Genomic DNA, 18,337 nt, shown 5'->3' with positions numbered 1-18,337 from the left:
GGGGGTGGGGCTGGGCTTGGGGTTGGAGGGACGGTGGTGAGGGTCTGGATGCGGGGGACGGGGTCGGGGAGTCGGTGGGGAGCGGCCGGGTAGACCCAGGCCGTGAGAGCGAGGAGGAGGGTCAGCGGGAGAAGGGTGAAGGCGCCGACGGCGCTGGGCGTGAGGGGGCGCTCAGGCGGCATGGGGGGCGTGGGCGGGGAGGTCGAGCTCGGCCCAGACCGTCTTCGCGTTCGGCAGGCGGGGGATGGTGCCCCAGCGGTCGGCGAGCGCGTCGACCAGGGTCAGGCCACGCCCGGTCTGGGAGTTGGCGGTGCAGGTCGTCGGGATGACGGGGAGGCGGTCGCCCCGGCAGTCGGACACCTCGATCCGGAGGACGGTGCCGCCCTCGGGGGTGGTGGTGAGGGTGAGGGAGAGTTCGAACCTCCGCCCCGGGAGCCGCCCGTGGGTGCACGCGTTGGCCGCGAACTCCGCGATGATCAGGAGCGCGGCGTGGAACGGCTCGGTGGCGGTGGCATCCAGACGCCAGGAGGTGAGCTGGTGTCTGGCGATGCGTCGGCAGACCGCAGCGCCCTTGGGGGAGGCGGGGAGTTGGGTGGTGTGGGTGCGTGGAGTCGCGATGTCGAGGGGAATTTCGGACTTCATGAGACAAAGCCTGCCGGGTTGGAAGTACCCTGACCATGCCGCAGGTGAGTACTGAGCGTGCTTGTGCGAGTGCGTACGGTTGCTTGTCTGGGTCGATGGGCGTGACCTGAATCAGACGCAAGATACGGGGTGATCGCAGTGGGTGGAGTGCGTGTTGGCGGCGAGAGCGGAGAAGCGAGGCCGGAGCCGTTGGAGGATCCCGAGGGCACGACGGACTTCTTCCGGGCCCTGGGCAAGCAGATCAAGCTGCTGCGGGAGCGGTCCGGCCTGACCCAGAAGGAGTTGGGCGAGAAGGTCGGCTACACGGAGGCCTTGATCGGCTCGGTCGAGCGGGGTCGGCGCACCCCGCAGCCGGAGTTCCTGGACAGCGCGGACAAACTCCTCGACGCGGGCGGTCTGTTGAGCGTCGCGAAGGACGACGTCACTCGCGCGAAGGCCAAGGCGCGGGTGCGTCACCCGGCCTGGTTCCGGGACTTCGCGGGGCTGGAGGCGGAGGCCGTCGAGATCCACAACTACAGCACGCTCGACATCCCCGGGCTGCTGCAGACGGAGGCGCGGGCGCGGGCGCTGTACGGGATGCGCCAGCCGCTGCAGGCGGAGGACGTGATCGAGCAGCGGGTCGCCGCCCGCATGGCGCGACAGGAGATCCTGACGTGCTGGCCTCGGGCCATGTTCAGCTGGGTGATCGACGAGAGCGTACTGATGCGGCCCCTGGGCGGGTGGGACGTGCACCGGGGCCAGTTGCGAAACCTGCTGACGGTGGGGCAGATGCGCGGCATGTCGATCCAGGTGATGCCGTTGGACCGGACAGAGCATGCCGGTACCGGTGGTTCGTTCATTCTGCTCACCCCGAAGGGCAGAGCGCAGGTCGGCTACGTCGAGGGGCAGCAGACTGGCAGGCTGGTCACGGACATGGAGGATGTCCGTATCCTTGCCGCACGGTACGGCACCCTCAGGGCGCAGGCCCTCGCTCCGCAGGAGTCCCTGACCTTGATCGAGAAGATGCTGGGAGAACGATGAGCACGGAACTGGCGTGGTTCAAGAGCAGTTACAGCAGCAACGACGGTGGCGAGTGCGTCGAGGTCGCCGAGGCGCCCGGCACCGTCCATGTGCGTGATTCCAAGGACAAGAGCGGTCCGCAGCTGACGTTCGAGCCGGCCGCGTGGAAGGCGTTCGTGGAGTTCGCTGCCGCCGCTTCGGTCTGAGGCTTCCCAACGGCCCGTCGCTGGTCAGCGGCGGGCCGTTGGCGTACCGTCGAGCCGTCCGCGTTGTCCCAGGGATGGGGGAGCAGTGAGCACGGAACTGGCGTGGTTCAAGAGCAGTCACAGCGGTAACGAAGGCGGCACCTGCGTCGAGGTCGCTTGGCGTAAGAGCAGTTACAGCAGCAACGACGGTGGCGCCTGCGTCGAGGTTGCCGAGGCGCCCGGCACCGTCCATGTGCGTGATTCGAAGGACAAGAGCGGTCCGCAGCTGGCGTTCGAGCCGGCCGCGTGGAAGGCGTTCGTGGAGTTCGCCGCCGCCGTTGAAGTCTGAGTGACTTTCTTCAGTGGCCCGTCGCTGGTCAGCGGCGGGCCACTGACGTACCGTCGATGGACCGTGTTGTCCCGGGATGGGGGAGCCATGAGCACAGACCTGGTGTGGTTCAAGAGCAGCTACAGCGGCAACGACGGTGGCGAGTGCGTTGAGGTCGCCGAGGTGCCCGGCACCGTCCATGTGCGTGATTCCAAGGACAAGAGCGGTCCGCAGCTGGCGTTCGAGCCGGCCGCGTGGAAGGCGTTCGTGGAGTTCGCCGCCACCGTCGAAGTCTGAGCGGCTTCCCTCAGCGGCCCGTCGCTGGTCAGCGGCGGGCCGCTGACGTACCGTCGATGGACCGTGTCGTCCCGGTACGGGGGAGCCATGAGCGCAGATCTGGTGTGGTTGCCTCTGGCCGGCGGAAACATCCTTGACACGCCGCAGAGTTGACGGTCTTCCTTCCTGGTGCATCCTGCCTGTTTCGGGTTGTTCGGGACCGCTGTTGGTCACCCGTTGGTCACGTGACTATCGGGCACCGTGGCCCCCCACTTCGCTGCCGATGTCCTGACAGGCGGTGCATGTGCGCGCCACGATGGGTCACGCGCAGCCATGCAAGATCACGCAAGCAAAGTGACAGGAGGGGTGGCAATGCCAGTACGGTTCGTAGGTATCGATCCGGACACGGGGAAGTCGGGAAGCCCTACCGCCTGGGTCGATGAGGACGAGCGAGAGATCTTGCTCCAGGGGTGGGACCCCAGTACCAAGAAGCTGGCGGAGATCCATGCCGCCGGCCACGGGCCCGACCACGACAACACGATCCCCGACGACGAGTCGGTGATCAGGATTCCGTTCCGGATGATTCCGGTCTTGAGGAAGGCCTGCGATGACGCAGAGCGCTCCCAACTTCGATGAGCTGCTGAAGGCTGCCCGGGTCTCTGCCGTGCACCTTGAGATGCGCGACGCCTACGGCGTTGAGGACGAGGCGGAAGACTTCGCCAACTGGCTGTCCTCTGGCCAGAGGGACGTTGATCCGGAAGGCGAGTACTGGAAGCCCTGGGCCGAGGCGATCTCCGAGAAGGTCAGCCAGGGAGTGACGGTCAGGCGTGCCCGGATCATCTCGGAGCCGGTCACTGACTACATCAAGTACGAGCATGCCGGGACTGTCGTGAACCTCTCGGCCGGCGAGCAGGTCCGTTGGCTGCCGCGCCGTCTGGCGTCAGACATCGCCCTGCCGGGCAATGACCTCTGGATCTTCGACGGTGACAAGGTCCTGTTCAACCACTTCACCGGTACAGGCGATTGGGCGATGCCCGGCCTTGAACTGCGGACCGAACCAGCAGTCGTAAAGCTCTGCGTGGCCGCGTTCGAGACCGTTTGGGAACGCGGCGTCCCTCACGAGAAGTACAAGGTCTGATCTACGGCGACACCGGATAGCCGGCCCATGTCTCTGTCGCCGTCTTCGTCTGCTCAAGCAGCTCGCGAAGCAGTCGCTAGAAAGCTCCGAACCCTCAAAGGCGAAGCTCGACTCAAGGGCAGTGAGTTGGCCGCCCGGTGTGGCTGGAGTGAGTCCAAGGTCTCACGAATCGCCCACGCGAAGACCCCACCGTCCGGTGACGACGTTCTCCGGTGGTGTATGGCCTGTGGCGCGGAGGACCAGGCCGCAGACATCATCGCAGCCAATCGCCAGGCCGACGAGATGTACGTCGAGTGGCGCAAGGTCCACCGAGACGGGATGAAGTACGCCCAGGACAGCGAGACGGAAGAGCTGGAGAGGACACGACTGACCCGTGTCTACTGCTCCAATGTGGTCCCGGGGCTCGCGCAACGACGCGGCTACGCTACAAGCCTGTTGGCGGCCACACCGGGATCGAGTACACCGTCAGCACCTACACTGAGCAGCAGGTCAGCCCCGAGTTCCGCGCCGAGTTCATCCGCACCCTTGAGCACCTGGACGAGATCCGATACTGGCTCTCTCCCGCCAGCGGCACCGCGCACATCCGCCTGCCCTGCCCGGTCTGCGGCTGGGCGGAGAAGTGCGCCGACCGTACCCGACTGCTGGAACTGGACGACAGCGGAGCCTTGTTCGAGGCGGTGTGCTTCGACCACGGTCGGTACGAGGCCGACATCACGCCGCTCGGTGGCGGCTACATCGACCTGGCCACCCTGTACCGCAACGTGGTCAAGGAACGGTCTTACCGGTCCGATGACGGCGCGCTTCACGTCATGGTGAAGGGCGGCGACTGGGCGCCCGGTTGCCAGCTGGTGGACGGAGCGCACGCCGCCATCGGCGAGGCCTCCGGCCCGCTGCCCCTTCGCATCTTCGCCCCTCAGATCCTCGGCAGCGACGGAGGGAAGCTCTCGAAGAGCCTCCTTCGTGAAGCTGCCGACGCCGGACTCGTGGTGGAAGGCGTCCCCTCCAGGTGGCTGCTCGACCCCTCCGACTGGCCCGGCACCCACGCGGACTACGTGAACGCGCTCTCGGGACTCGGCGAGCTGATGCTGAGCAACCCGAGGCACTTCTACCGGTCCTACACCACGACCGCATTGGAAGCCCTCATGACCACCCGCCAGCCTGCCCAGTCCCAGTCTCAGGCGCATGGCCGTCCCCGCAACATCCAGATCTACAAGCAGTACTTCGACCTGATCGCCAGTGGCGAGAAGACCGTTGAGGTCCGCGTCGCCTACGACTCCATGAAGCGGATCAAGGTCGGCGACCTGCTCAACTTCACCTGCCGGGAAGAGCAGTGCCTGACCCGGGTGACCCGGGTCGGGACTTACCGGACGTTCAAGGAGATGTTCGGGACCGAGGACGTGAAGGCGGTCAACCCGCGCGCGACCGAGGCCGAGCAGCTGCGAGCGATTCAGGCGATCTTCCCAGCGGCCAAGGAAGCCCTCGGAGTCATCACGTTCGAGATCGAGAGGGTGAATCCCGATGCGTAGTGACAGGCGGAAGGTGCTGGTCGTTTGTAAGGGAAACCACTGTCGTTCCCCGATCGCAGCCCTGATCATCGCCGAGCGATCCGGAGGGGCACTTGACGTGCGGTCGGCGGGCATCCGCAACTGGCACGTGGGCAAGCCCGCGCACCCGCTGATGATCGAGGCCGCCGCCGCGTTCGGCTACGACCTGACCGAGCACCGAGGCGCCGCGCTCGACGCGGAGCTTCTCAAGTGGGCTGACGACCTGATCGCCATGGACGACGAGACCGCCCTTGCCGTCGAAGTGCTCGCCGGTCCGGACCGGCCGGTGAGGATCCTGGCGTCGGGCATCGCCGACCCGTGGGGCGGTGGCCCCGAGAGCTTTGCCGAAGCCATCGTGGAGATCCAGGAAGCCGCAACACTGTTCTACGCGGCATAGGCCGCCCGTGGCCGCCCCGGCGTCCGTCGTTCCCCCGTGGCGGATGGCCGGGGCACCATCACGTCCACCAGCTGTCTCCGAACCCCTCGGCAGACGCTGTTCCTGGAGATCAACGAAGCCACCGAGGTGCCCGGCACCGTCCATGTGCGTGATTTCAAGGACAGGAGCGGTCCGCAGCCGGCGTTCGCCCCGGCGGCCTGGCGGGCATTCGTCGAGTTCGCCGCCGCCGTCGAAGTCTGAGCGGCTTCCCTCAGTGGCCCGTCGCCAGCGCCGCATCGGACAACGTTCGCCCTGTTGTGACTAGGACTCAGCGTTTGAGGGGCGCGTTGGCAAGGGGCCCCTGTTCCAGCCAGGTTCCGTCGCGCATGATGACTCGTCCGGGTAGTTCCTGCTCGCCTCGCCAAGCACGCACCGTCTTCGGCACCACGCGCACATACAGGTACGACCCTTCCTCCGCGCGTGGGTCCCACCCGAACTTGTCGGCGAACGCCTGGGCTGCATCTGCGGGCACATCCTGGGCCGAGAAGCCCTCCGCCTCACCCTGGAGGAGCACCACATCGAAGGTGTCCGGCAGTGCCAGTCGTACGCGCGGCTCTTCGCGGACGTTGCGCGCAGTCACTGAAGTGCCGCTGGTGCACATCCACACTGCTCGCCCGTCCCACAGGAACCACAGGGGTACCTGGTGCGGCCCATGCTCAGGGTGGGCCGTCGACACCCATACGTCCCGCTCGGCGATGAGCCGTTCCAGAGTGTCGCGTACCCGCTCCGCCGTCTGGCGCTGAATGCTTGCCGTGGTCATGATCGGCGATCCTAGCCACCGGGTTTCAGGCGCGCATGAGGCGCGCGACCTACGTCCAGCGGCCGACGAACCACTCAGCCCTCGCCCCGGGGCGGCCAACGGGGTGTTCGGCGTGGACAACGGAAGTGCCCGGTCACATGACGCGTCGCCCCGGTGATCGCCAACTCGGGTGTCGGCCCGTCAAGCTATGCCGCCCGGCTCGTCCGGCTGCCGGTCCCTCAGCTGGTCGATTGCGCTTCCGCCGTGATCGGCACCGGGCTGCCCAGGGCGTTGCAGTCCGGTGACACGGAATGCTCTATTCCGTCGATTGCTCGCACTAGGTTCGGTCGTGCAAGCCGCCGCATTGCCTCGCGGTTCCCGCACGAAAGAGGTTGGCAGTGTGCGCGCCCTCACCCCGTACTGCGCTCAGGAGAACCCGCATGTCCCCCTTGACGACCCGCCGCGCGGCCACCGTTCGCACGCTGGCCGGCACCGTCCTGGCAGCCGCTCTGATCGTCCCGGCCGCGACAGCCTGCAGCTCCGCGTCCGACGCGCACGGCACTACCGCGGCAACCACGCCTGCCGCGCCCGTCACGTCTGCGCCCGTCACGCCTGCCGCGCAGGGCACCGCCGCTCCGGCCACCGCGACCGGCACACACAGCACCACACCGGCTGCCCCGCCCGCTTCGCCGGCCTCGCCCCGGGCCACCGCACCGGCCACCACGGCCAAGGCGAAGCCCCCGGTCCACACCCAGCCCCTGGTGGACGGCAGCACGGCCGAGGTCCAGGAGGTCGGGGCCCAGCACTACGTGGCCAGGATCGTCCACAACGGTGATGTCCTCGCCACGCTGGAGACGACCGACTCCGACGCCGGACTGGACGCCAACGACATGTTCGTCGTGCTCTCGCTGGACGGCCAGGTCCACTCCTGGATGGGCGGCGGGCACCAGGGACCGGGCACGTTCAAGCTCGCGGGCGGTTGGACGGCCAAGGTCACGAAGATCGGCGAACTCCGGTACCGCGCGCAGATCCTCGGCTACGACAACGCCGTGAACGGCACGCTGGAGTCGAACCAGCAGGACGTCGGAGGCGTCGCCAACGGCGTCTACATCGTGCTCACCGCCGGCGGCGAGATCAGCGCCCACATGTAATGAAGCACTACTGGGCAGCGGCAGGTCACTGACGTACCGTCAATGTGCCGTGCTGTCCCGGGACGGGGGAGCCATGAGCACAGACCTGGTGTGGTTCAAGAGCAGTCACAGCGACAACGAGGGCGGCCGGCGCAGGCCGATCCGGCGCATCCGCAGCTTCAGGCCGCCCGGGGCTGGGCCGCCTGGGCGCTGGTCATGAACGCCCGGGTGGCGCAGGCGCTGGAGCTGTTCCAGGTGATGGGTCGCGAGGTGGCCGGCCCCTGGCGCTACTACGACGATCCGCAGGAGGCCTTCGACCGGATGCGCGAGATCGCCGTGCAGGCGATCGCTCGGGCGAAGGCCTAGGTCGTTTGCCCTCGGCGATTCCACCAGCTGGAGCAAAGGGCGACTGTAGATCAGGTGGGCGGGTGCGCCTGGTCCCACGGCACCACCATGGGGGGACGGATGACCGACGTCGAGGTGCGGTGGCGCGGATGGCCGTCGAGATGGCGCATCTGCAGCTCCATGTACGGCGTGGCCTCCCGACGCGCCTTGAAAAAAGTTACGGGCCGTTGTCAATCCGGCCCCGTCAGGTTCGACATCATGATGTGTGGTGCCTCGCCACACGATGACGCGACAAGACCTGACGAGGAAACACGTGAATCAACTGCTCAGAGTCATGAACTTCAACGTCTCGAGTGACGGAATCGGTGCCGGTGAGCACCAGAGTCTCGACAGACCGTTCGGCTATGACCACCCCGAGAAGCTGTTCGCCTGGGCCGGAGCCACGGCGAGCTGGCCGATGCGCACGGATCCCGGGGGGAGCCGGGGCCTCGACGACTACTTCACGCGAGACTTCGCACGCAACATCGGTGCCGAGATCATGGGCCGCAACAAGTTCGGGCCCCAGCGCGGGCCCTGGCAGGACCACGAGTGGCGTGGCTGGTGGGGTGACGAGCCCCCGTTCCGCACTCCGGTGTTCGTCATGACTCACCACAGGCGTCCGTCGTTCACGCTCTCCGACACCACGTTCCACTTCGTCGACGGCGACCCGGCCACGGTCCTCGAACGGGCGCGGGAAGCGGCGGAGGGCAAGGACGTCCGACTCGGTGGCGGGGTTACTGTCATCCGGCAGTTCCTTGATGCCGACCTCGTCGACACCATGCATGTGGCGGTCTCGCCGGTGAAGCTCGGGTCCGGGCTGCGACTCTGGGAGTCCCCCGATGAGCTGCTCGACCGGTTCCACCTGGAGGTCGTGCCCAGCCCGAGCGGCGTTACGCACCACCTGTTCTGGCGGAGGTGACCGCGAGGGCCCACTCGGGATGCCGGCGCGGTGGATGTCGGCATCTCATTGACATCCTCTCCGTGCTTCAGCGCGGGGAGGATGTCAAATCACCGGCGAGAACCGACCTGTCCCACGCAGCCCGCACGGGGACGCACCCGACGCCTACTCGTCGGAGCGCTGTCGATGGTGCTGCTGGCCGGGGTGTGCGTGTTCGCCGCGTCGGCCAGCATCGTGCCCACGTCGTCGCAAGCGGCGGCCGGCGACCCGTTCGATTTGGCGGATCCGGCGGATCCGCAGGTCCTCGCCGTTGTCCTCGAAGAGGACGTCGCCGGGGGCGTTGGTGCCATCTGCTTGGATGGCGGACATGAGCGACGCCGCGCAGATGTGGATCACCGCAGTCCCCCCGTTCGGGCCGGACGAGCGCGGTGTCCTGATCGGGATCGACCTCCAGACCGACGACCCCGGTCAACTCATGATCTCCGCCCTGACCGACCGGGGGCACGAGGGCGAGGAGGGTGTCTTCTACCTTCTCCCGGACGACCTCTGGGCCCGGTACGAGCGGACCGGCGACCGGCTCGCCGTCCGCGTGCTGGCCTGGCCCGAGTCGATCGACCAGCAACTGGCGGGGGGCGACGACGCCTTCCGGGAGGCCGTCGCCGGTCTGCGGCGTGACGACCTCGTCGACGGCCGGGTCACTCTGCTGCGCCGGGAGATCGAGACGGACTTCCTCGCCGCCCCCGAGCAGGGTGTCCTGCTCGTCGAGCATGCCGGCCGGGCGACGCTGCCGGAGCTGTTCGCCGCGTTCGAGCAGGGCGAGACCGGGTTCGCGGTCATCGGAGCGGACTGATGGGCGTCTTCCGGGACTTGGCGGCGCGGTGCGGGAGCCGGACGCGGCCCGACCGGCTCCCGCCGCGCCCTGGTGGACGGCGTGACGGAAGCCGGGTGTGCCGGGCGGCTGCGGTCAGCGGGTGACGTTCCAGACCAGGCTGCGGGTGAGTGCGGGGGTCAGGGCCGGGTCGATGACGGACGGGGTGGGGTCGGTCGCGACGGCGCTGAGCTTGTGCGTGGTGGGCTTGGAGCCGGCCTTGCCGAGGTCGGACATGGCGATCGTCCTGCGGTCGCGCAGGGCCGTCACCTCCTTGCCGTCGAGGTACCAGCGCAGGCGGGTGCCGGAGACGGGGAGGTCGACGGTGAGGCGGTCGGTCGCGGTCAGCCGGGTGGTGGTGGGCGTGGCGCTGGAGAGGGTGGAGGCGTGGCGGTAGAAGCCGGCGATCATCGCCTCGCGGCCGGGGAGGTTGAACTCGCGTCCGAGCGACCGCATGACGGAGTTGTCGGTCGGCCGGTAGAGGCCGGACGGGTAGTTACTGGCGCCCGCGTAGGCGCCGACGGTGCCGCCGTCGGGTGAGGTGCGGCCGAGCCAGCGGTACCACTTGGCCTGGTCGTGGCGCATCCGGTCGGCGGTCAGGGTGGTGATGTTGGCCTGGGCGGGTTCCGCGCCCTTGTAGGGGCCCTGGCCCTCGGCGACGTACTCGTCCGCGAGCTTGCCCAGGGAGTGGCCGGTCTCGTGCACCGCTATCTGGCCGGACGCGCTGTTGCCCCCCGCCACGGTGGCGATGCCCTCGTAGCCGAGCGGGGACTGGATGCCGCTGTAGCCGGCGCCGCCGTACTTGGCGGTGTTGGCGACGACGATGACGAGGTCGGCCTGCGGGGCCTTGGCGGCGTAGCCCTCGACGGCCTTGACGTCCACGCAGAGCAGCCGCTCGATGTTGCTGCACCAGAAGTTCGAGCCGAGCGCGGTCTTGCGGACGGTGCTCTGCTTCGGGTCGCCGGAGACGCCCGACTGCGCGGAAACGGCGTTCACGGCCCACACGTTGAACAGTTTGCGGTAGCTCGCGTAGGGCTCGACGGCGCTGATGTCCTTCCACTTCGCGGCGGCGTCGGTGCGGAACTTGCCCTGCTCCGCCGCCGTGTAGCCGTCGCCGATCACGACCACGTCCAGTTTGGTGTCCGTGCTCCCGTTGTTGACGATCGAGGTGACGGTGCCGTCGCCCGCGGCGGCCGCGGCCATGGACTGGGCGCCGACGAACGGGGAGGCCGCAGGGACCCTGGTCCGGCTGATGGCGCCGTCCTCGGCGAAGACCTCGACCTCGGGATCCTCCAGGGGCGCGGTGATGCCGATCGGGGCGGCCGGAGCGGCGACCGCGGGGCCGACGCCGATGGCGATGCCGGCGCCGAGGGACGCCAGCGTCGTGGCGCCGGCCAGGAGGACCGAGGTGAACCTGCTGTTGCGCAAGGGAGTTTCTCCGAATCGGTTGGCAGCGTCGAGCGGTGACGAGCGGGCGTGACCGTGCGGTCGGCCGACCCGGCATCCCGGGGGGCCGGTACGGGACATGCCTTGCACCTGACAACACAGAAATGACGGAGCGTCAGCTAACTGGCGGTCATGGCGTGCCCACCACCTCACTGGTGGATACGGGCGGATCCGCTCGGTCGGTTCACCCTGTGCTCGACAGGGCAGCGCCTCAGGGAGGTCGCTGCCGCCGGGAGTGCCGTCAGCCGAGCGTCTTGCGCATCTTGACCGAGGTCGTCTCGTAGCCGAGCGACTCGTACAGGCCGCGTGCGCCCGCGTTGAACCCGAAGACGTTCAGGCCGAGGGTGCGCGCGCCCTGGGCCCGGGCGTACTCCTCGCCGAGGAGCATGGCCGCCCGGCCGAGGCCCCGGCCGCGGTGGTCGGCGTCGATCGCGATGTCCCACACCCACCAGGCGCCCGCGTCGTCGCTGGTGTCCGGCCCGATCCAGAGGTGGCCGACGGCCGCACCGGCGTCGTCGAGCACGTCGAACACCGCGTGACCCGGCGTCGGTGCCCCGGACGGGAAGGAACGGGCCATGCCCTCCTCCGCCTGCCGGTGGGCGTCCTCGGGGGTGTGCCCTGCGGCCACGAGGTCTTCGGCGTACGCGGTTCGGCTGCGGTCGAGCCAGCCGGGGAGGCGGTCGGCGTGCAGGTGGCGGAGGGTGGCGGGCACGGGGTCAGCCTCCCACACCACCCATCGCGGGCCTCACCTCGCCCCCCGGGCCGCCGAACCCCGGTGTCAGCCGCGCCGCTCGGCGAAGGGGCCGCCGGCGGTGAAGGCCAGCCCGGCGAAGCGTTCGCCGATGCGGCGGTGGGTGGCGGTGTCCGGGTGGAGCTGGTCGGGCAGCGGCAGTTCGGCGAAGTCGGCCTGGCCGTACAGCTCGCGGCCGTCGAGGTAGTGCAGGTTCGGGTCCTCGGCCGCCCGCTGCGCCACGATCCGGGCCAGTTCGTCCCGGATGACGCCCAGGGCCAGCTTCCCGTTCGCGCGCTCCGCCGGATCGCCGGCCGCCCGGAACCGTATCTGTCCGGTGCTCATGCCGCTGAAGTCCGGGGCGCTGGGGCCGGGCGTGTCCTCGTGGATGGGGCACAGGATGGGCGAGGCGACCAGCAGCGGTGCGGTGGGGTGGCCTTCGCGGACGGTGTCGAGGAAGCCGTGCACGGCGGGGGTGAAGGCGCGCAGGCGCATCAGGTCGGTGTTGACCAGGTTGATGCCGATCTTGACGCTGATCAGGTCGGCGGGGGTGTCCCGCAGGGCGCGGGCGGTGAACGGGTCGAGCAGGGCGTTGCCGCTCAGGCCCAGGTTGATCAGCTCCACACCGCCGAGGGAGGCGGCGACGGCGGGCCAGATCGCGGTGGGACTCGCGGCGTCGGAGCCCTGACTGATCGAACTGCCGTGGTGCAGCCAGACCTTGCGGCCCCGGTCCGGCACGGGCTCGACGGGGGCGTCGGTGCGCAGGGCGATGAGTTCGGCGGTCTCGTTGTGCGGCAGCCAGATCTCGACGTCCTTGACGCGGTCGGCCAGGCCGGTGAAGCGGACGGTGCCGGGCGGGCCGGGCTCGGTCGTGGCGGTGCGGGCGGTCATGTCGATGGTGAGGGTGTTACCGCCGGTCACGGTGGACTGGCCGGCCGGGCGGCCGTCGACGAGCAGGTCGTACACGCCGTCCGGCCGGGGCGGGGCGCCCACGTAGACCCGCTTGGTGGGCAGCGTGTCCAGCTCGACGGCGGTGGCCCTGGTCCGGAAGACCAGCCGCACGCCGGAGGGCTGGGATTCCGCCATGGCGAGCTGCCCGTCGGTGTACTGGGCGCGGGCCCGGGCGGGGAGCCGGTGCGGCAGCACCCCGTGCGCGGTGCGCTCCAGGTCGAGCGCGCCACGCAGGAGGTCCGCGGTGACGGGCGTGGTGATCCAGTCGTGCTCGGTGGTGTGCATGATCTCAGCCTATTGATCGGAGTATTCGGAAGGTCCGGAGGGTTCTGCGTCCTCGGCGGCTCCGAGGTGCCGGTGCGCGTGGTCAGGGCGCGCGCGGCCAGGGCGTGGGCCGGTTCCGCAGCGGGGCGTCGGGCGCGTCCAGGACCCGGGTCCAGGTGTCCTGGGTGTCGGGGCACTCGGGGCCGTGGACCACCATGACCGGCCGCGGATCCGGGCCCGTCCGCCAAAGGGGCGGACGGGCGGGTTCTGTGCGGGTGTCCTCCCCGGCCGGTACCGCTCGCGCTGGTACGACGGTGCGGACAAGCCAGGGGGGTTGCGCAGAGACGAGGTAGCCCAGCGCCATGTCCCACCACCTCAGCGGTCCCAGCCTTCGCTCCCCCCGGGGCGACGCCCGGCTCGACCTCACCGACCTCTTCGCCTTCCCGGCCTCCGACGCCTCCGGGCGCACCGTTCTGATCATGAACGTGAACCCGTACGCGCCCACCCGGGCCGCCGAGTTCCACCCCGACGCGGTGTACCGGATCAACATCGACAACGACGGCGACAACCGCGCCGACGTCGCCTACTCCTTCGTCTTCTCCGCCCCTGACCCCGCCCCGGGCGCAGGCACCGGAGGTCAGACCGTCACCGTGTACCGCGCGACCGGCGGCGCCGCGCAGAAGCACGAGGCGGGCGGGGAGAAGCTCTTCGCGGACGTCCCGGTCGCCTTCGGCGACGCACCCGACATCGCGGAGGCGGGCGGCTACCGGCTCTCCGCCGGCCTGCGGAGCGACCCGTTCTTCGCCGACCTGGAGGGCATCGTCAACAACTTCCAGTGGACCGGCAGGGACGCGATGGAGGACGCCAACATCTTCGGCCTCGCGCTCGAAGTGCCCGACGCGGACCTCGGCCCGGACCCGACGATCGGCGTCTGGGCGCGGGTCAGCCTCCACGTGGACGGCCAGTTGCTGTCGGTGGACCGGGGCGCCCACCCGTCCCTCACCGCGTACTTCAACGCCGAGGAGGTCAAGGACGCCTACAACGCGGGCGAACCGGCCGACGACTGGGAGAAGTACCGCGAGGCGTGGACGGCCGTGCTCCAGCACGCCGGCGACTACACCACCCAGGCGGCCACCGAGACGCTGAAGCTCGTCCTGCCCGACATCCTCCGCTACGACCGCTCCCGCCCGGCCGGCTACCCCAACGGCCGCACGCTCAGCGACGACGTGACGTCCGCCCGCCTCACCATGGTCTCCGGCGGCAAGATCACCAGTGACCACATCCCCCCGCACACCGACCTGCTCCCCACCTTCCCCCACCTCGGCCACCCGCACCCGGTCAAGTGACCCCCGGGGGCTGCCCGTTCACCCCGGGCAGCCCCGCCCGGGGCGTATCCTCCTGGCGAAGCCCTGACCGGCGCATCGTATTGTTGACGGTGTTCCGCGAGACACGGCAGCGTGAGGCGGTCGAGGTCGAACGCGCCCGGCAGGCGCAGAAGGTGTGCGAGGCGGACCACGGTCCTGCGGAGCACGGCTATGACCGGAGCAAGGAGGAGAGTCCGTGAACCACTCCCAGTGGAAGACCCGTCGGACCAGGACGCTCCTGGGGGAGTCGGTCGAGGAGTCCTCGGCCTACGTGGAAGCCGGGTACGCGTTCGCGCTGGGTCAGGCCGTGTATGACCGGCGGGCGGAACTCGGCCTGTCGCAGACCGAACTGGCGCGGCGAGCGGGCATGACCCAGCCGCAGATCTCGAACATCGAGGGCGGCGACTCCGTGCCGACTCTGCCGTTGCTGACCCGTCTCGCCAAAGCCCTGGATGCCTCCCTGACCATCGATCTGGACGGCGACACCTCGGCCTTCGCCTTTTCCGCACACCACCGGAGTCCGTCCGGCGAAGCGTCGCCGGGTGGGCGTTCAGCGGCTTGAGGTCCGGGCCGGGAGGCTGCGGTGCGGTGTTCACCTGCCTCCCGGGGCATGGGCGCTCGGCCACCTGCCACGTCTGGGCAGGGTGCGGGGCGGGTGGCCGGGGGAGCGATCCGGTGCCTCACCCCTGTGGGGACCGTCTGGCCAGCCTTGGCTGGTCACCGTCGCGAGCGACGTAGAAATTGCCGAGAGATTCTGCCGTTCCGGCGTTCTTCAGTTCCTCGGGCACCACAACCTCGTGCAGTGTTCTGCCCTTTGACGGTCTTACCCCGCCGTCCGTGGGGGTGTCCCGGTCCAGCGGGCGGTGTCCGGCCGGTCCGGAGGCGGCCACGATGTTTCCGTCTTCGTCAACGAGAACGAGCAGCCGCGCCGCGTGGCCGCTCTCGTGCGAGGTCATGTCACGCCGCCTCCCTCCAGGTGGAACCAGATGTCGGCGGTCGACGGATTCCAGACGCCCTGGATGTAGGAGGTCTGCGCCCCGCCGAACACGGCGGTGTTCTCGGTGCCCTGCCATTGGATGACGAGGGTGCGAGGATCTCCACCGCCGCCGCTACTGCTGTCCAGTACCGCCGTGGCAAACTGCGGACCGTTGTAGACGCCGTTGAAGGTGTAACCGAACTCCGCGGCCTGGCCGTGTGCCAGGAACAGGCGGGCGGCTCCGGGGGCTGGATATTGCCACGTCATAATGTGACCTCCGAAATTGGCTGCGGCACCTTTTCGAAGGGTGCCAGTACTCACGTCTGGCACGTCCTGCGAGCCAGACGTGATCCGCGGGCTCGGCGGAGGCTTGTGGGGATCGGGCCGGCCGGGCTCTCCGGGCAGGTATTTGTCTCGAATGGCCAGTATTTCGTCTGCTTTCAGTCAACCGCCAGGCCGCGTGAGATGCAACCCGCCTGCGGGCATTTCTCGATCCCGGGCCGACGTGCCGGCTCCATGGTTTGGTGACGCGCTGACACGGCCATCACGCGGCGTTAGTCAATTTTTGCAACCGCTCCGGAAAGCCTCCGGATTTCCGCCGGCCATTCGGCCTCCCGTCGTCGGCCGGGCGAGCCGGGCGAGCCGACGCGTCAGCCGTTGACGTCGATCGCCGTGCCGTACAGCCGGGTCACCCGCAGGGGGCGACCCGGGTGGGGATCGCACCCCCGGCCGCCGCCGCGACCGTCATCAACGTCGCGACCACCGGGGCCGACGCGCCGGGGTGCGGCCCGGTCGCCGCGCCCTGCGCATCGGTTCCGTTCGCCTACAACGAGGCCGCCCCCGGGGGCACCGTCAGGGTGCAGGCAGGCACCTGTGTCATGACCACCCCTTTGGTCATCCGGAAGGCCGCTCTGCATTTCGAAGGCGCCCGGGCCGGCGTGGACGCCCGCACCCGCACCCCCGGCGGTCCGGGTGAGACGGTCATCACGACCACGCTCAACACCCCGATCCAGGAGGACATGTGGATCGCGCAGGCCAACGGGGTGTCGATCGACGGTTTCACCTTCACCGGCAACGCCGACGGCGCGGGGGTGAGCACCAGCGAGAACTTCAGCGGCTACCAGGTCAAGAACAACATCTTCTCGAACAACCTCAAGGGATTCGCCCCGTCGTCCAACGGTGCGATCGCCTCGGTCTTTCAGCAGAATCTCTTCTTCAACAACAACAGCTCCACACTCCACCCCGGAGCGCAGGGCGACGGGGTCTTCACCTTCCGGCCGCTGGCGAACGCGACGTTCTCGAACAACAAATTCCAGGACAACGGCAACTCGCCGATCAATATCGCCGGGGGTGAAGTCCCCGGGGCGACAAAGAACATCGCCACCAACGACAACAGTATGGACGGCGAGTTCCCGGTCGTCTTCGTCGCCGTCTCGGACGTCGTCGTCACGCGGAACAGCATGATCGGCGGCTTCAGCGGTGTGCAGGTGTCCGGCGCCTGCCACAACATCGCGATCACGCACAACGTGATCGCCGACAAGACCCACGGCGGCATCCTGCTCTTCACCGGGTTCGCCGCGGTGACGAACACGAATATCACCATCGAGGACAACACCATCGAGCGGACCGGAACGTTAGGTCACCAGGTCGTCAGTGAGCCCGCCAGGGCCATCGTCGTCGGCGAGCACCACAAGCCCCCGCACAGGACGGCACCCCGCGAAGGGTCCTCCGCCGAGGAGGGACCCGACGGCCGGGAACAGGCCTGACGGCCGGGGGAACCCCGCTCCGTAGGCCGCTCACCTCGCGCCCCGTGCCGGACGTCCGGCCCGGGGCGCGCGCTGCTTCCCGGCCGGTCGGCGCGGCGGCCAGGTGGGTTCGCACTCCGGGTCATCGGCAACGACAGGCGGTCACCAGCGATACCAGCGAGCGTTGCCACCGCGGCCGGAGGCGCCGTGGACGAAGAAGCCGAGGAACCACACCACCAGGCCGGCGAGCGCCACCCACCACAGCAGGTGGATCGAGAACCCGATGCCGGCGATCAGCACGATGACGAGAAGAGCGAGCAGCAGAGCAATCATGACGGATCACCTTCCGAACCGGCACCTTCCCGGTTCGGGTACGGATCATGCGGACGGGCGCGGTTTGGAGAAGCTCAGTCCGTGGCCTTGGGATGGCCAGTTCCCGCGTAAGTGATCCAGGCAGTGCGGTTGGCGTCGTCCAGCAGGTACCGGATGCGTCCGCCGCCGGTGACCTCGTACTGCCGGCGTTCCAGTTCCTGGCCCTTGAAGATGCCGGTACCGAGCTTGCCCTTGAGGCGGTGCTGACGGTCGGGGTTGTCGGCGGCGCGGGGAGTGGCACGGATCTTCTCGAAGGCACGACGCAGGTTGCCCGCTGCCTGGCGGCCCAGGTGTTCCCAGCCGTCGGCGGCCTCGGTGTTGGCGAAACGGAGGTCGTACTCGCCGCCGATCGGCGGCGGCGCGGCCCGCTCTCCGCGCTTCGGGCTCACTCTGCGACCTCGGGCACGGGGACCGGCCCGAGGTCGCCGTCGGGCTCGCGGGTGAGGAGGGCGAGCAGGGCGGGGTCCGCGTAGATCTCGGCACTGTGTCGCCACTGAGTGAGCAGGAGCGCGATCGGGGCCAGGTTGTCCAGGGCCACCGCGCCGCGCGCCGTGTCCACCAGCTCGGAGAGCAGGGTGTCGATGTCCTCGGTGGGCAGGAAGGTGCTCCACGGCAGGGCTTCGGGCAGTGCCTGGCGGAGGGCGGCGATGTTCTCCGTCCGCACCAGCCCGGCCAGCAGGCGCGAGGTGAAGTCCACGACCGAGGCGTCCCGCTCCATCTGGTCGACGCGCATCAGGGCGAGGTCTCCCGCGTCGCGCCGCCGCAGCCGTAGCGCGCGGACGGCGTCCAGCCTGCGTGTGGTCGCGGCGGGATGGTGGAGCAGCTCGCTGAAGGGCACGTCCTCGTAGGCCGCAGGCATGACATCCACAGTAGCTCGGATGTCGGTCGCCGGGGTGGGCGACCGCGGCCTGTTCCCGTACGC

27 protein-coding genes and 2 pseudogenes are annotated in these 18,337 nt (G+C 69.1%); 18 read left to right on the top strand and 11 right to left on the bottom strand.

Annotation, left to right across the window (positions count from 1 at the left end; translation table 11 throughout):
- Positions 1–171: 171 nt before the first annotated feature.
- Positions 172–642 carry an ATP-binding protein gene (locus ACIO5D_RS09595; RefSeq protein WP_363604376.1) on the bottom strand — a complete coding sequence of 157 codons (471 nt, stop codon included), beginning with the start codon at positions 640–642 and terminating at the stop codon, positions 172–174.
- A gap of 189 nt (positions 643–831) precedes the next feature.
- Here ACIO5D_RS09595 and ACIO5D_RS09590 point away from each other — a divergent pair, with 189 nt between their 5' ends.
- The 10 genes and pseudogenes from ACIO5D_RS09590 to ACIO5D_RS09545 all read left to right on the top strand — a co-directional run bounded on the left by ACIO5D_RS09590 (position 832) and on the right by ACIO5D_RS09545 (position 5,749).
- The gene (locus tag ACIO5D_RS09590; RefSeq protein ID WP_400794554.1) at positions 832–1,662 is read left to right on the top strand and encodes a Scr1 family TA system antitoxin-like transcriptional regulator; all 831 of its coding nucleotides are present in this window, start codon (positions 832–834) and stop codon (positions 1,660–1,662) included.
- The gene (locus ACIO5D_RS09585) at positions 1,659–1,847 is read left to right on the top strand and encodes a DUF397 domain-containing protein (RefSeq protein ID WP_400794552.1); all 189 of its coding nucleotides are present in this window, start codon (positions 1,659–1,661) and stop codon (positions 1,845–1,847) included. Before ACIO5D_RS09590 ends, ACIO5D_RS09585 begins: the two co-directional genes overlap by 4 nt.
- A gap of 85 nt (positions 1,848–1,932) precedes the next feature.
- Positions 1,933–2,175, top strand: coding sequence for a DUF397 domain-containing protein (locus ACIO5D_RS09580; RefSeq protein WP_400794550.1), 243 nt, complete (start codon positions 1,933–1,935; stop codon positions 2,173–2,175).
- An 87-nt stretch (positions 2,176–2,262) separates the two neighbouring features.
- Positions 2,263–2,451, top strand: a complete 189-nt coding sequence (locus ACIO5D_RS09575) for a DUF397 domain-containing protein (RefSeq protein WP_400794548.1) — start codon at positions 2,263–2,265, stop codon at positions 2,449–2,451.
- 351 nt (positions 2,452–2,802) lie between these two features.
- Entirely contained in the window at positions 2,803–3,066 is a 264-nt protein-coding gene (locus tag ACIO5D_RS09570) for a hypothetical protein (RefSeq protein ID WP_400794546.1), read from the top strand.
- Positions 3,038–3,568 (top strand): DUF6879 family protein, encoded by a 531-nt coding sequence (locus tag ACIO5D_RS09565; protein ID WP_363604384.1) that lies wholly within the window; start codon positions 3,038–3,040, stop codon positions 3,566–3,568. The genes ACIO5D_RS09570 and ACIO5D_RS09565 overlap by 29 nt, the downstream gene beginning before the upstream one ends.
- A 27-nt stretch (positions 3,569–3,595) precedes the next feature.
- A pseudogene (locus ACIO5D_RS09560) lies at positions 3,596–3,799 on the top strand (helix-turn-helix domain-containing protein); the annotation flags it as partial.
- A 62-nt stretch (positions 3,800–3,861) separates the two neighbouring features.
- Entirely contained in the window at positions 3,862–5,094 is a 1,233-nt protein-coding gene (locus tag ACIO5D_RS09555) for an ASCH domain-containing protein (protein WP_400794543.1), read from the top strand.
- Complete coding sequence (locus ACIO5D_RS09550; protein WP_363604389.1) at positions 5,087–5,509, top strand: low molecular weight phosphotyrosine protein phosphatase; 423 nt, start codon at positions 5,087–5,089, stop codon at positions 5,507–5,509. The genes ACIO5D_RS09555 and ACIO5D_RS09550 overlap by 8 nt, the downstream gene beginning before the upstream one ends.
- A 36-nt stretch (positions 5,510–5,545) precedes the next feature.
- Entirely contained in the window at positions 5,546–5,749 is a 204-nt protein-coding gene (locus tag ACIO5D_RS09545; RefSeq protein WP_400650024.1) for a DUF397 domain-containing protein, read from the top strand.
- A gap of 67 nt (positions 5,750–5,816) precedes the next feature.
- On the opposite strand, the gene ACIO5D_RS09540 is transcribed toward ACIO5D_RS09545, so the two are convergent.
- A complete protein-coding gene (locus ACIO5D_RS09540) occupies positions 5,817–6,308 on the bottom strand; it encodes a pyridoxamine 5'-phosphate oxidase family protein (RefSeq protein ID WP_400650022.1) in 492 nt (163 codons plus the stop codon).
- A 419-nt stretch (positions 6,309–6,727) separates the two neighbouring features.
- On the opposite strand from ACIO5D_RS09540, the gene ACIO5D_RS09535 reads away from it, so the two are divergent.
- The 3 genes from ACIO5D_RS09535 to ACIO5D_RS09525 all read left to right on the top strand — a co-directional run bounded on the left by ACIO5D_RS09535 (position 6,728) and on the right by ACIO5D_RS09525 (position 8,720).
- Complete coding sequence (locus tag ACIO5D_RS09535; RefSeq protein WP_400794541.1) at positions 6,728–7,438, top strand: hypothetical protein; 711 nt, start codon at positions 6,728–6,730, stop codon at positions 7,436–7,438.
- Between the two features lie 90 nt (positions 7,439–7,528).
- Positions 7,529–7,783 carry a hypothetical protein gene (locus ACIO5D_RS09530; RefSeq protein WP_400759635.1) on the top strand — a complete coding sequence of 85 codons (255 nt, stop codon included), beginning with the start codon at positions 7,529–7,531 and terminating at the stop codon, positions 7,781–7,783.
- A gap of 292 nt (positions 7,784–8,075) precedes the next feature.
- A complete protein-coding gene (locus ACIO5D_RS09525) occupies positions 8,076–8,720 on the top strand; it encodes a dihydrofolate reductase family protein (RefSeq protein WP_363604601.1) in 645 nt (214 codons plus the stop codon).
- A 144-nt stretch (positions 8,721–8,864) separates the two neighbouring features.
- Here the strand turns inward: ACIO5D_RS09525 and ACIO5D_RS09520 are convergent, their stop codons facing one another.
- Positions 8,865–9,068 (bottom strand): hypothetical protein, encoded by a 204-nt coding sequence (locus ACIO5D_RS09520; protein WP_400794540.1) that lies wholly within the window; start codon positions 9,066–9,068, stop codon positions 8,865–8,867.
- Here ACIO5D_RS09520 and ACIO5D_RS09515 point away from each other — a divergent pair.
- Entirely contained in the window at positions 9,067–9,549 is a 483-nt protein-coding gene (locus ACIO5D_RS09515) for a hypothetical protein (RefSeq protein ID WP_400794538.1), read from the top strand. The two genes, ACIO5D_RS09520 and ACIO5D_RS09515, sit on opposite strands and share 2 nt — an antisense overlap.
- Before the next feature lie 114 nt (positions 9,550–9,663).
- Here ACIO5D_RS09515 and ACIO5D_RS09510 read toward each other — a convergent pair whose 3' ends face one another.
- From ACIO5D_RS09510 to ACIO5D_RS09500, 3 genes are all read right to left on the bottom strand, one after another.
- On the bottom strand, positions 9,664–10,995 hold the full coding sequence (locus tag ACIO5D_RS09510; RefSeq protein WP_363604403.1) for a M64 family metallopeptidase: 1,332 nt from the start codon (positions 10,993–10,995) through the stop codon (positions 9,664–9,666).
- 259 nt (positions 10,996–11,254) lie between these two features.
- The gene (locus ACIO5D_RS09505; protein WP_400794536.1) at positions 11,255–11,725 is read right to left on the bottom strand and encodes a GNAT family N-acetyltransferase; all 471 of its coding nucleotides are present in this window, start codon (positions 11,723–11,725) and stop codon (positions 11,255–11,257) included.
- A 66-nt stretch (positions 11,726–11,791) separates the two neighbouring features.
- A complete protein-coding gene (locus tag ACIO5D_RS09500; protein ID WP_400650006.1) occupies positions 11,792–12,979 on the bottom strand; it encodes a GDSL-type esterase/lipase family protein in 1,188 nt (395 codons plus the stop codon).
- 341 nt (positions 12,980–13,320) lie between these two features.
- On the opposite strand from ACIO5D_RS09500, the gene ACIO5D_RS09495 reads away from it, so the two are divergent.
- The 3 genes and pseudogenes from ACIO5D_RS09495 to ACIO5D_RS09485 all read left to right on the top strand — a co-directional run bounded on the left by ACIO5D_RS09495 (position 13,321) and on the right by ACIO5D_RS09485 (position 14,884).
- The gene (locus tag ACIO5D_RS09495) at positions 13,321–14,304 is read left to right on the top strand and encodes a DUF4331 family protein (RefSeq protein ID WP_400794534.1); all 984 of its coding nucleotides are present in this window, start codon (positions 13,321–13,323) and stop codon (positions 14,302–14,304) included.
- 53 nt (positions 14,305–14,357) lie between these two features.
- A pseudogene (locus ACIO5D_RS09490) lies at positions 14,358–14,522 on the top strand (type II toxin-antitoxin system RelE/ParE family toxin); the annotation flags it as partial.
- A complete protein-coding gene (locus ACIO5D_RS09485) occupies positions 14,519–14,884 on the top strand; it encodes a helix-turn-helix domain-containing protein (RefSeq protein ID WP_400794532.1) in 366 nt (121 codons plus the stop codon). The pseudogene ACIO5D_RS09490 and the gene ACIO5D_RS09485, both read left to right, overlap by 4 nt.
- 118 nt (positions 14,885–15,002) lie before the next feature.
- Here the strand turns inward: ACIO5D_RS09485 and ACIO5D_RS09480 are convergent, their stop codons facing one another.
- Together ACIO5D_RS09480 and ACIO5D_RS09475 are read right to left on the bottom strand one after the other, a co-directional pair.
- Positions 15,003–15,278, bottom strand: a complete 276-nt coding sequence (locus tag ACIO5D_RS09480) for a hypothetical protein (RefSeq protein WP_363604410.1) — start codon at positions 15,276–15,278, stop codon at positions 15,003–15,005.
- The gene (locus tag ACIO5D_RS09475) at positions 15,275–15,565 is read right to left on the bottom strand and encodes a hypothetical protein (protein ID WP_400794530.1); all 291 of its coding nucleotides are present in this window, start codon (positions 15,563–15,565) and stop codon (positions 15,275–15,277) included. The genes ACIO5D_RS09480 and ACIO5D_RS09475 overlap by 4 nt, the downstream gene beginning before the upstream one ends.
- A gap of 443 nt (positions 15,566–16,008) precedes the next feature.
- Between ACIO5D_RS09475 and ACIO5D_RS09470 the strand changes: the two genes are divergently transcribed.
- Complete coding sequence (locus ACIO5D_RS09470; protein ID WP_400794528.1) at positions 16,009–17,064, top strand: right-handed parallel beta-helix repeat-containing protein; 1,056 nt, start codon at positions 16,009–16,011, stop codon at positions 17,062–17,064.
- A gap of 141 nt (positions 17,065–17,205) precedes the next feature.
- Here the strand turns inward: ACIO5D_RS09470 and ACIO5D_RS09465 are convergent, their stop codons facing one another.
- From ACIO5D_RS09465 to ACIO5D_RS09455, 3 genes are all read right to left on the bottom strand, one after another.
- Complete coding sequence (locus ACIO5D_RS09465; protein ID WP_363604414.1) at positions 17,206–17,376, bottom strand: hydrophobic protein; 171 nt, start codon at positions 17,374–17,376, stop codon at positions 17,206–17,208.
- 74 nt (positions 17,377–17,450) lie between these two features.
- Positions 17,451–17,804 carry a hypothetical protein gene (locus tag ACIO5D_RS09460; protein WP_363604416.1) on the bottom strand — a complete coding sequence of 118 codons (354 nt, stop codon included), beginning with the start codon at positions 17,802–17,804 and terminating at the stop codon, positions 17,451–17,453.
- Positions 17,801–18,274: a hypothetical protein gene (locus tag ACIO5D_RS09455; protein ID WP_363604417.1), complete on the bottom strand. Its 474-nt coding sequence runs from the start codon at positions 18,272–18,274 to the stop codon at positions 17,801–17,803. Before ACIO5D_RS09455 ends, ACIO5D_RS09460 begins: the two co-directional genes overlap by 4 nt.
- Positions 18,275–18,337 lie beyond the last annotated feature (63 nt).

This window comes from Kitasatospora sp. NPDC087315, assembly GCF_044744345.1.
Classification (GTDB): Bacteria; Actinomycetota; Actinomycetes; order Streptomycetales; family Streptomycetaceae; genus Kitasatospora.
This window is presented reverse-complemented; position numbering and strand designations above follow the sequence as displayed.

What these genes read in the sequence shown, in the direction of transcription:
- ACIO5D_RS09480 (WP_363604410.1), bottom strand. Translation starts at nt 15,278, where the DNA reads ATGACCTCGCACGAGAGCGGCCACGCGGCGCGGCTGCTCGTTCTCGTT.
- ACIO5D_RS09550 (WP_363604389.1), top strand. Translation starts at nt 5,087, where the DNA reads ATGCGTAGTGACAGGCGGAAGGTGCTGGTCGTTTGTAAGGGAAACCAC.
- ACIO5D_RS09575 (WP_400794548.1), top strand. Translation starts at nt 2,263, where the DNA reads ATGAGCACAGACCTGGTGTGGTTCAAGAGCAGCTACAGCGGCAACGAC.
- ACIO5D_RS09570 (WP_400794546.1), top strand. Translation starts at nt 2,803, where the DNA reads ATGCCAGTACGGTTCGTAGGTATCGATCCGGACACGGGGAAGTCGGGA.
- ACIO5D_RS09595 (WP_363604376.1), bottom strand. Translation starts at nt 642, where the DNA reads ATGAAGTCCGAAATTCCCCTCGACATCGCGACTCCACGCACCCACACC.
- ACIO5D_RS09515 (WP_400794538.1), top strand. Translation starts at nt 9,067, where the DNA reads ATGAGCGACGCCGCGCAGATGTGGATCACCGCAGTCCCCCCGTTCGGG.
- ACIO5D_RS09540 (WP_400650022.1), bottom strand. Translation starts at nt 6,308, where the DNA reads ATGACCACGGCAAGCATTCAGCGCCAGACGGCGGAGCGGGTACGCGAC.
- ACIO5D_RS09500 (WP_400650006.1), bottom strand. Translation starts at nt 12,979, where the DNA reads ATGCACACCACCGAGCACGACTGGATCACCACGCCCGTCACCGCGGAC.
- ACIO5D_RS09475 (WP_400794530.1), bottom strand. Translation starts at nt 15,565, where the DNA reads ATGACGTGGCAATATCCAGCCCCCGGAGCCGCCCGCCTGTTCCTGGCA.
- ACIO5D_RS09585 (WP_400794552.1), top strand. Translation starts at nt 1,659, where the DNA reads ATGAGCACGGAACTGGCGTGGTTCAAGAGCAGTTACAGCAGCAACGAC.
- ACIO5D_RS09455 (WP_363604417.1), bottom strand. Translation starts at nt 18,274, where the DNA reads ATGCCTGCGGCCTACGAGGACGTGCCCTTCAGCGAGCTGCTCCACCAT.
- ACIO5D_RS09465 (WP_363604414.1), bottom strand. Translation starts at nt 17,376, where the DNA reads ATGATTGCTCTGCTGCTCGCTCTTCTCGTCATCGTGCTGATCGCCGGC.
- ACIO5D_RS09535 (WP_400794541.1), top strand. Translation starts at nt 6,728, where the DNA reads ATGTCCCCCTTGACGACCCGCCGCGCGGCCACCGTTCGCACGCTGGCC.
- ACIO5D_RS09565 (WP_363604384.1), top strand. Translation starts at nt 3,038, where the DNA reads ATGACGCAGAGCGCTCCCAACTTCGATGAGCTGCTGAAGGCTGCCCGG.
- ACIO5D_RS09495 (WP_400794534.1), top strand. Translation starts at nt 13,321, where the DNA reads ATGTCCCACCACCTCAGCGGTCCCAGCCTTCGCTCCCCCCGGGGCGAC.
- ACIO5D_RS09520 (WP_400794540.1), bottom strand. Translation starts at nt 9,068, where the DNA reads ATGTCCGCCATCCAAGCAGATGGCACCAACGCCCCCGGCGACGTCCTC.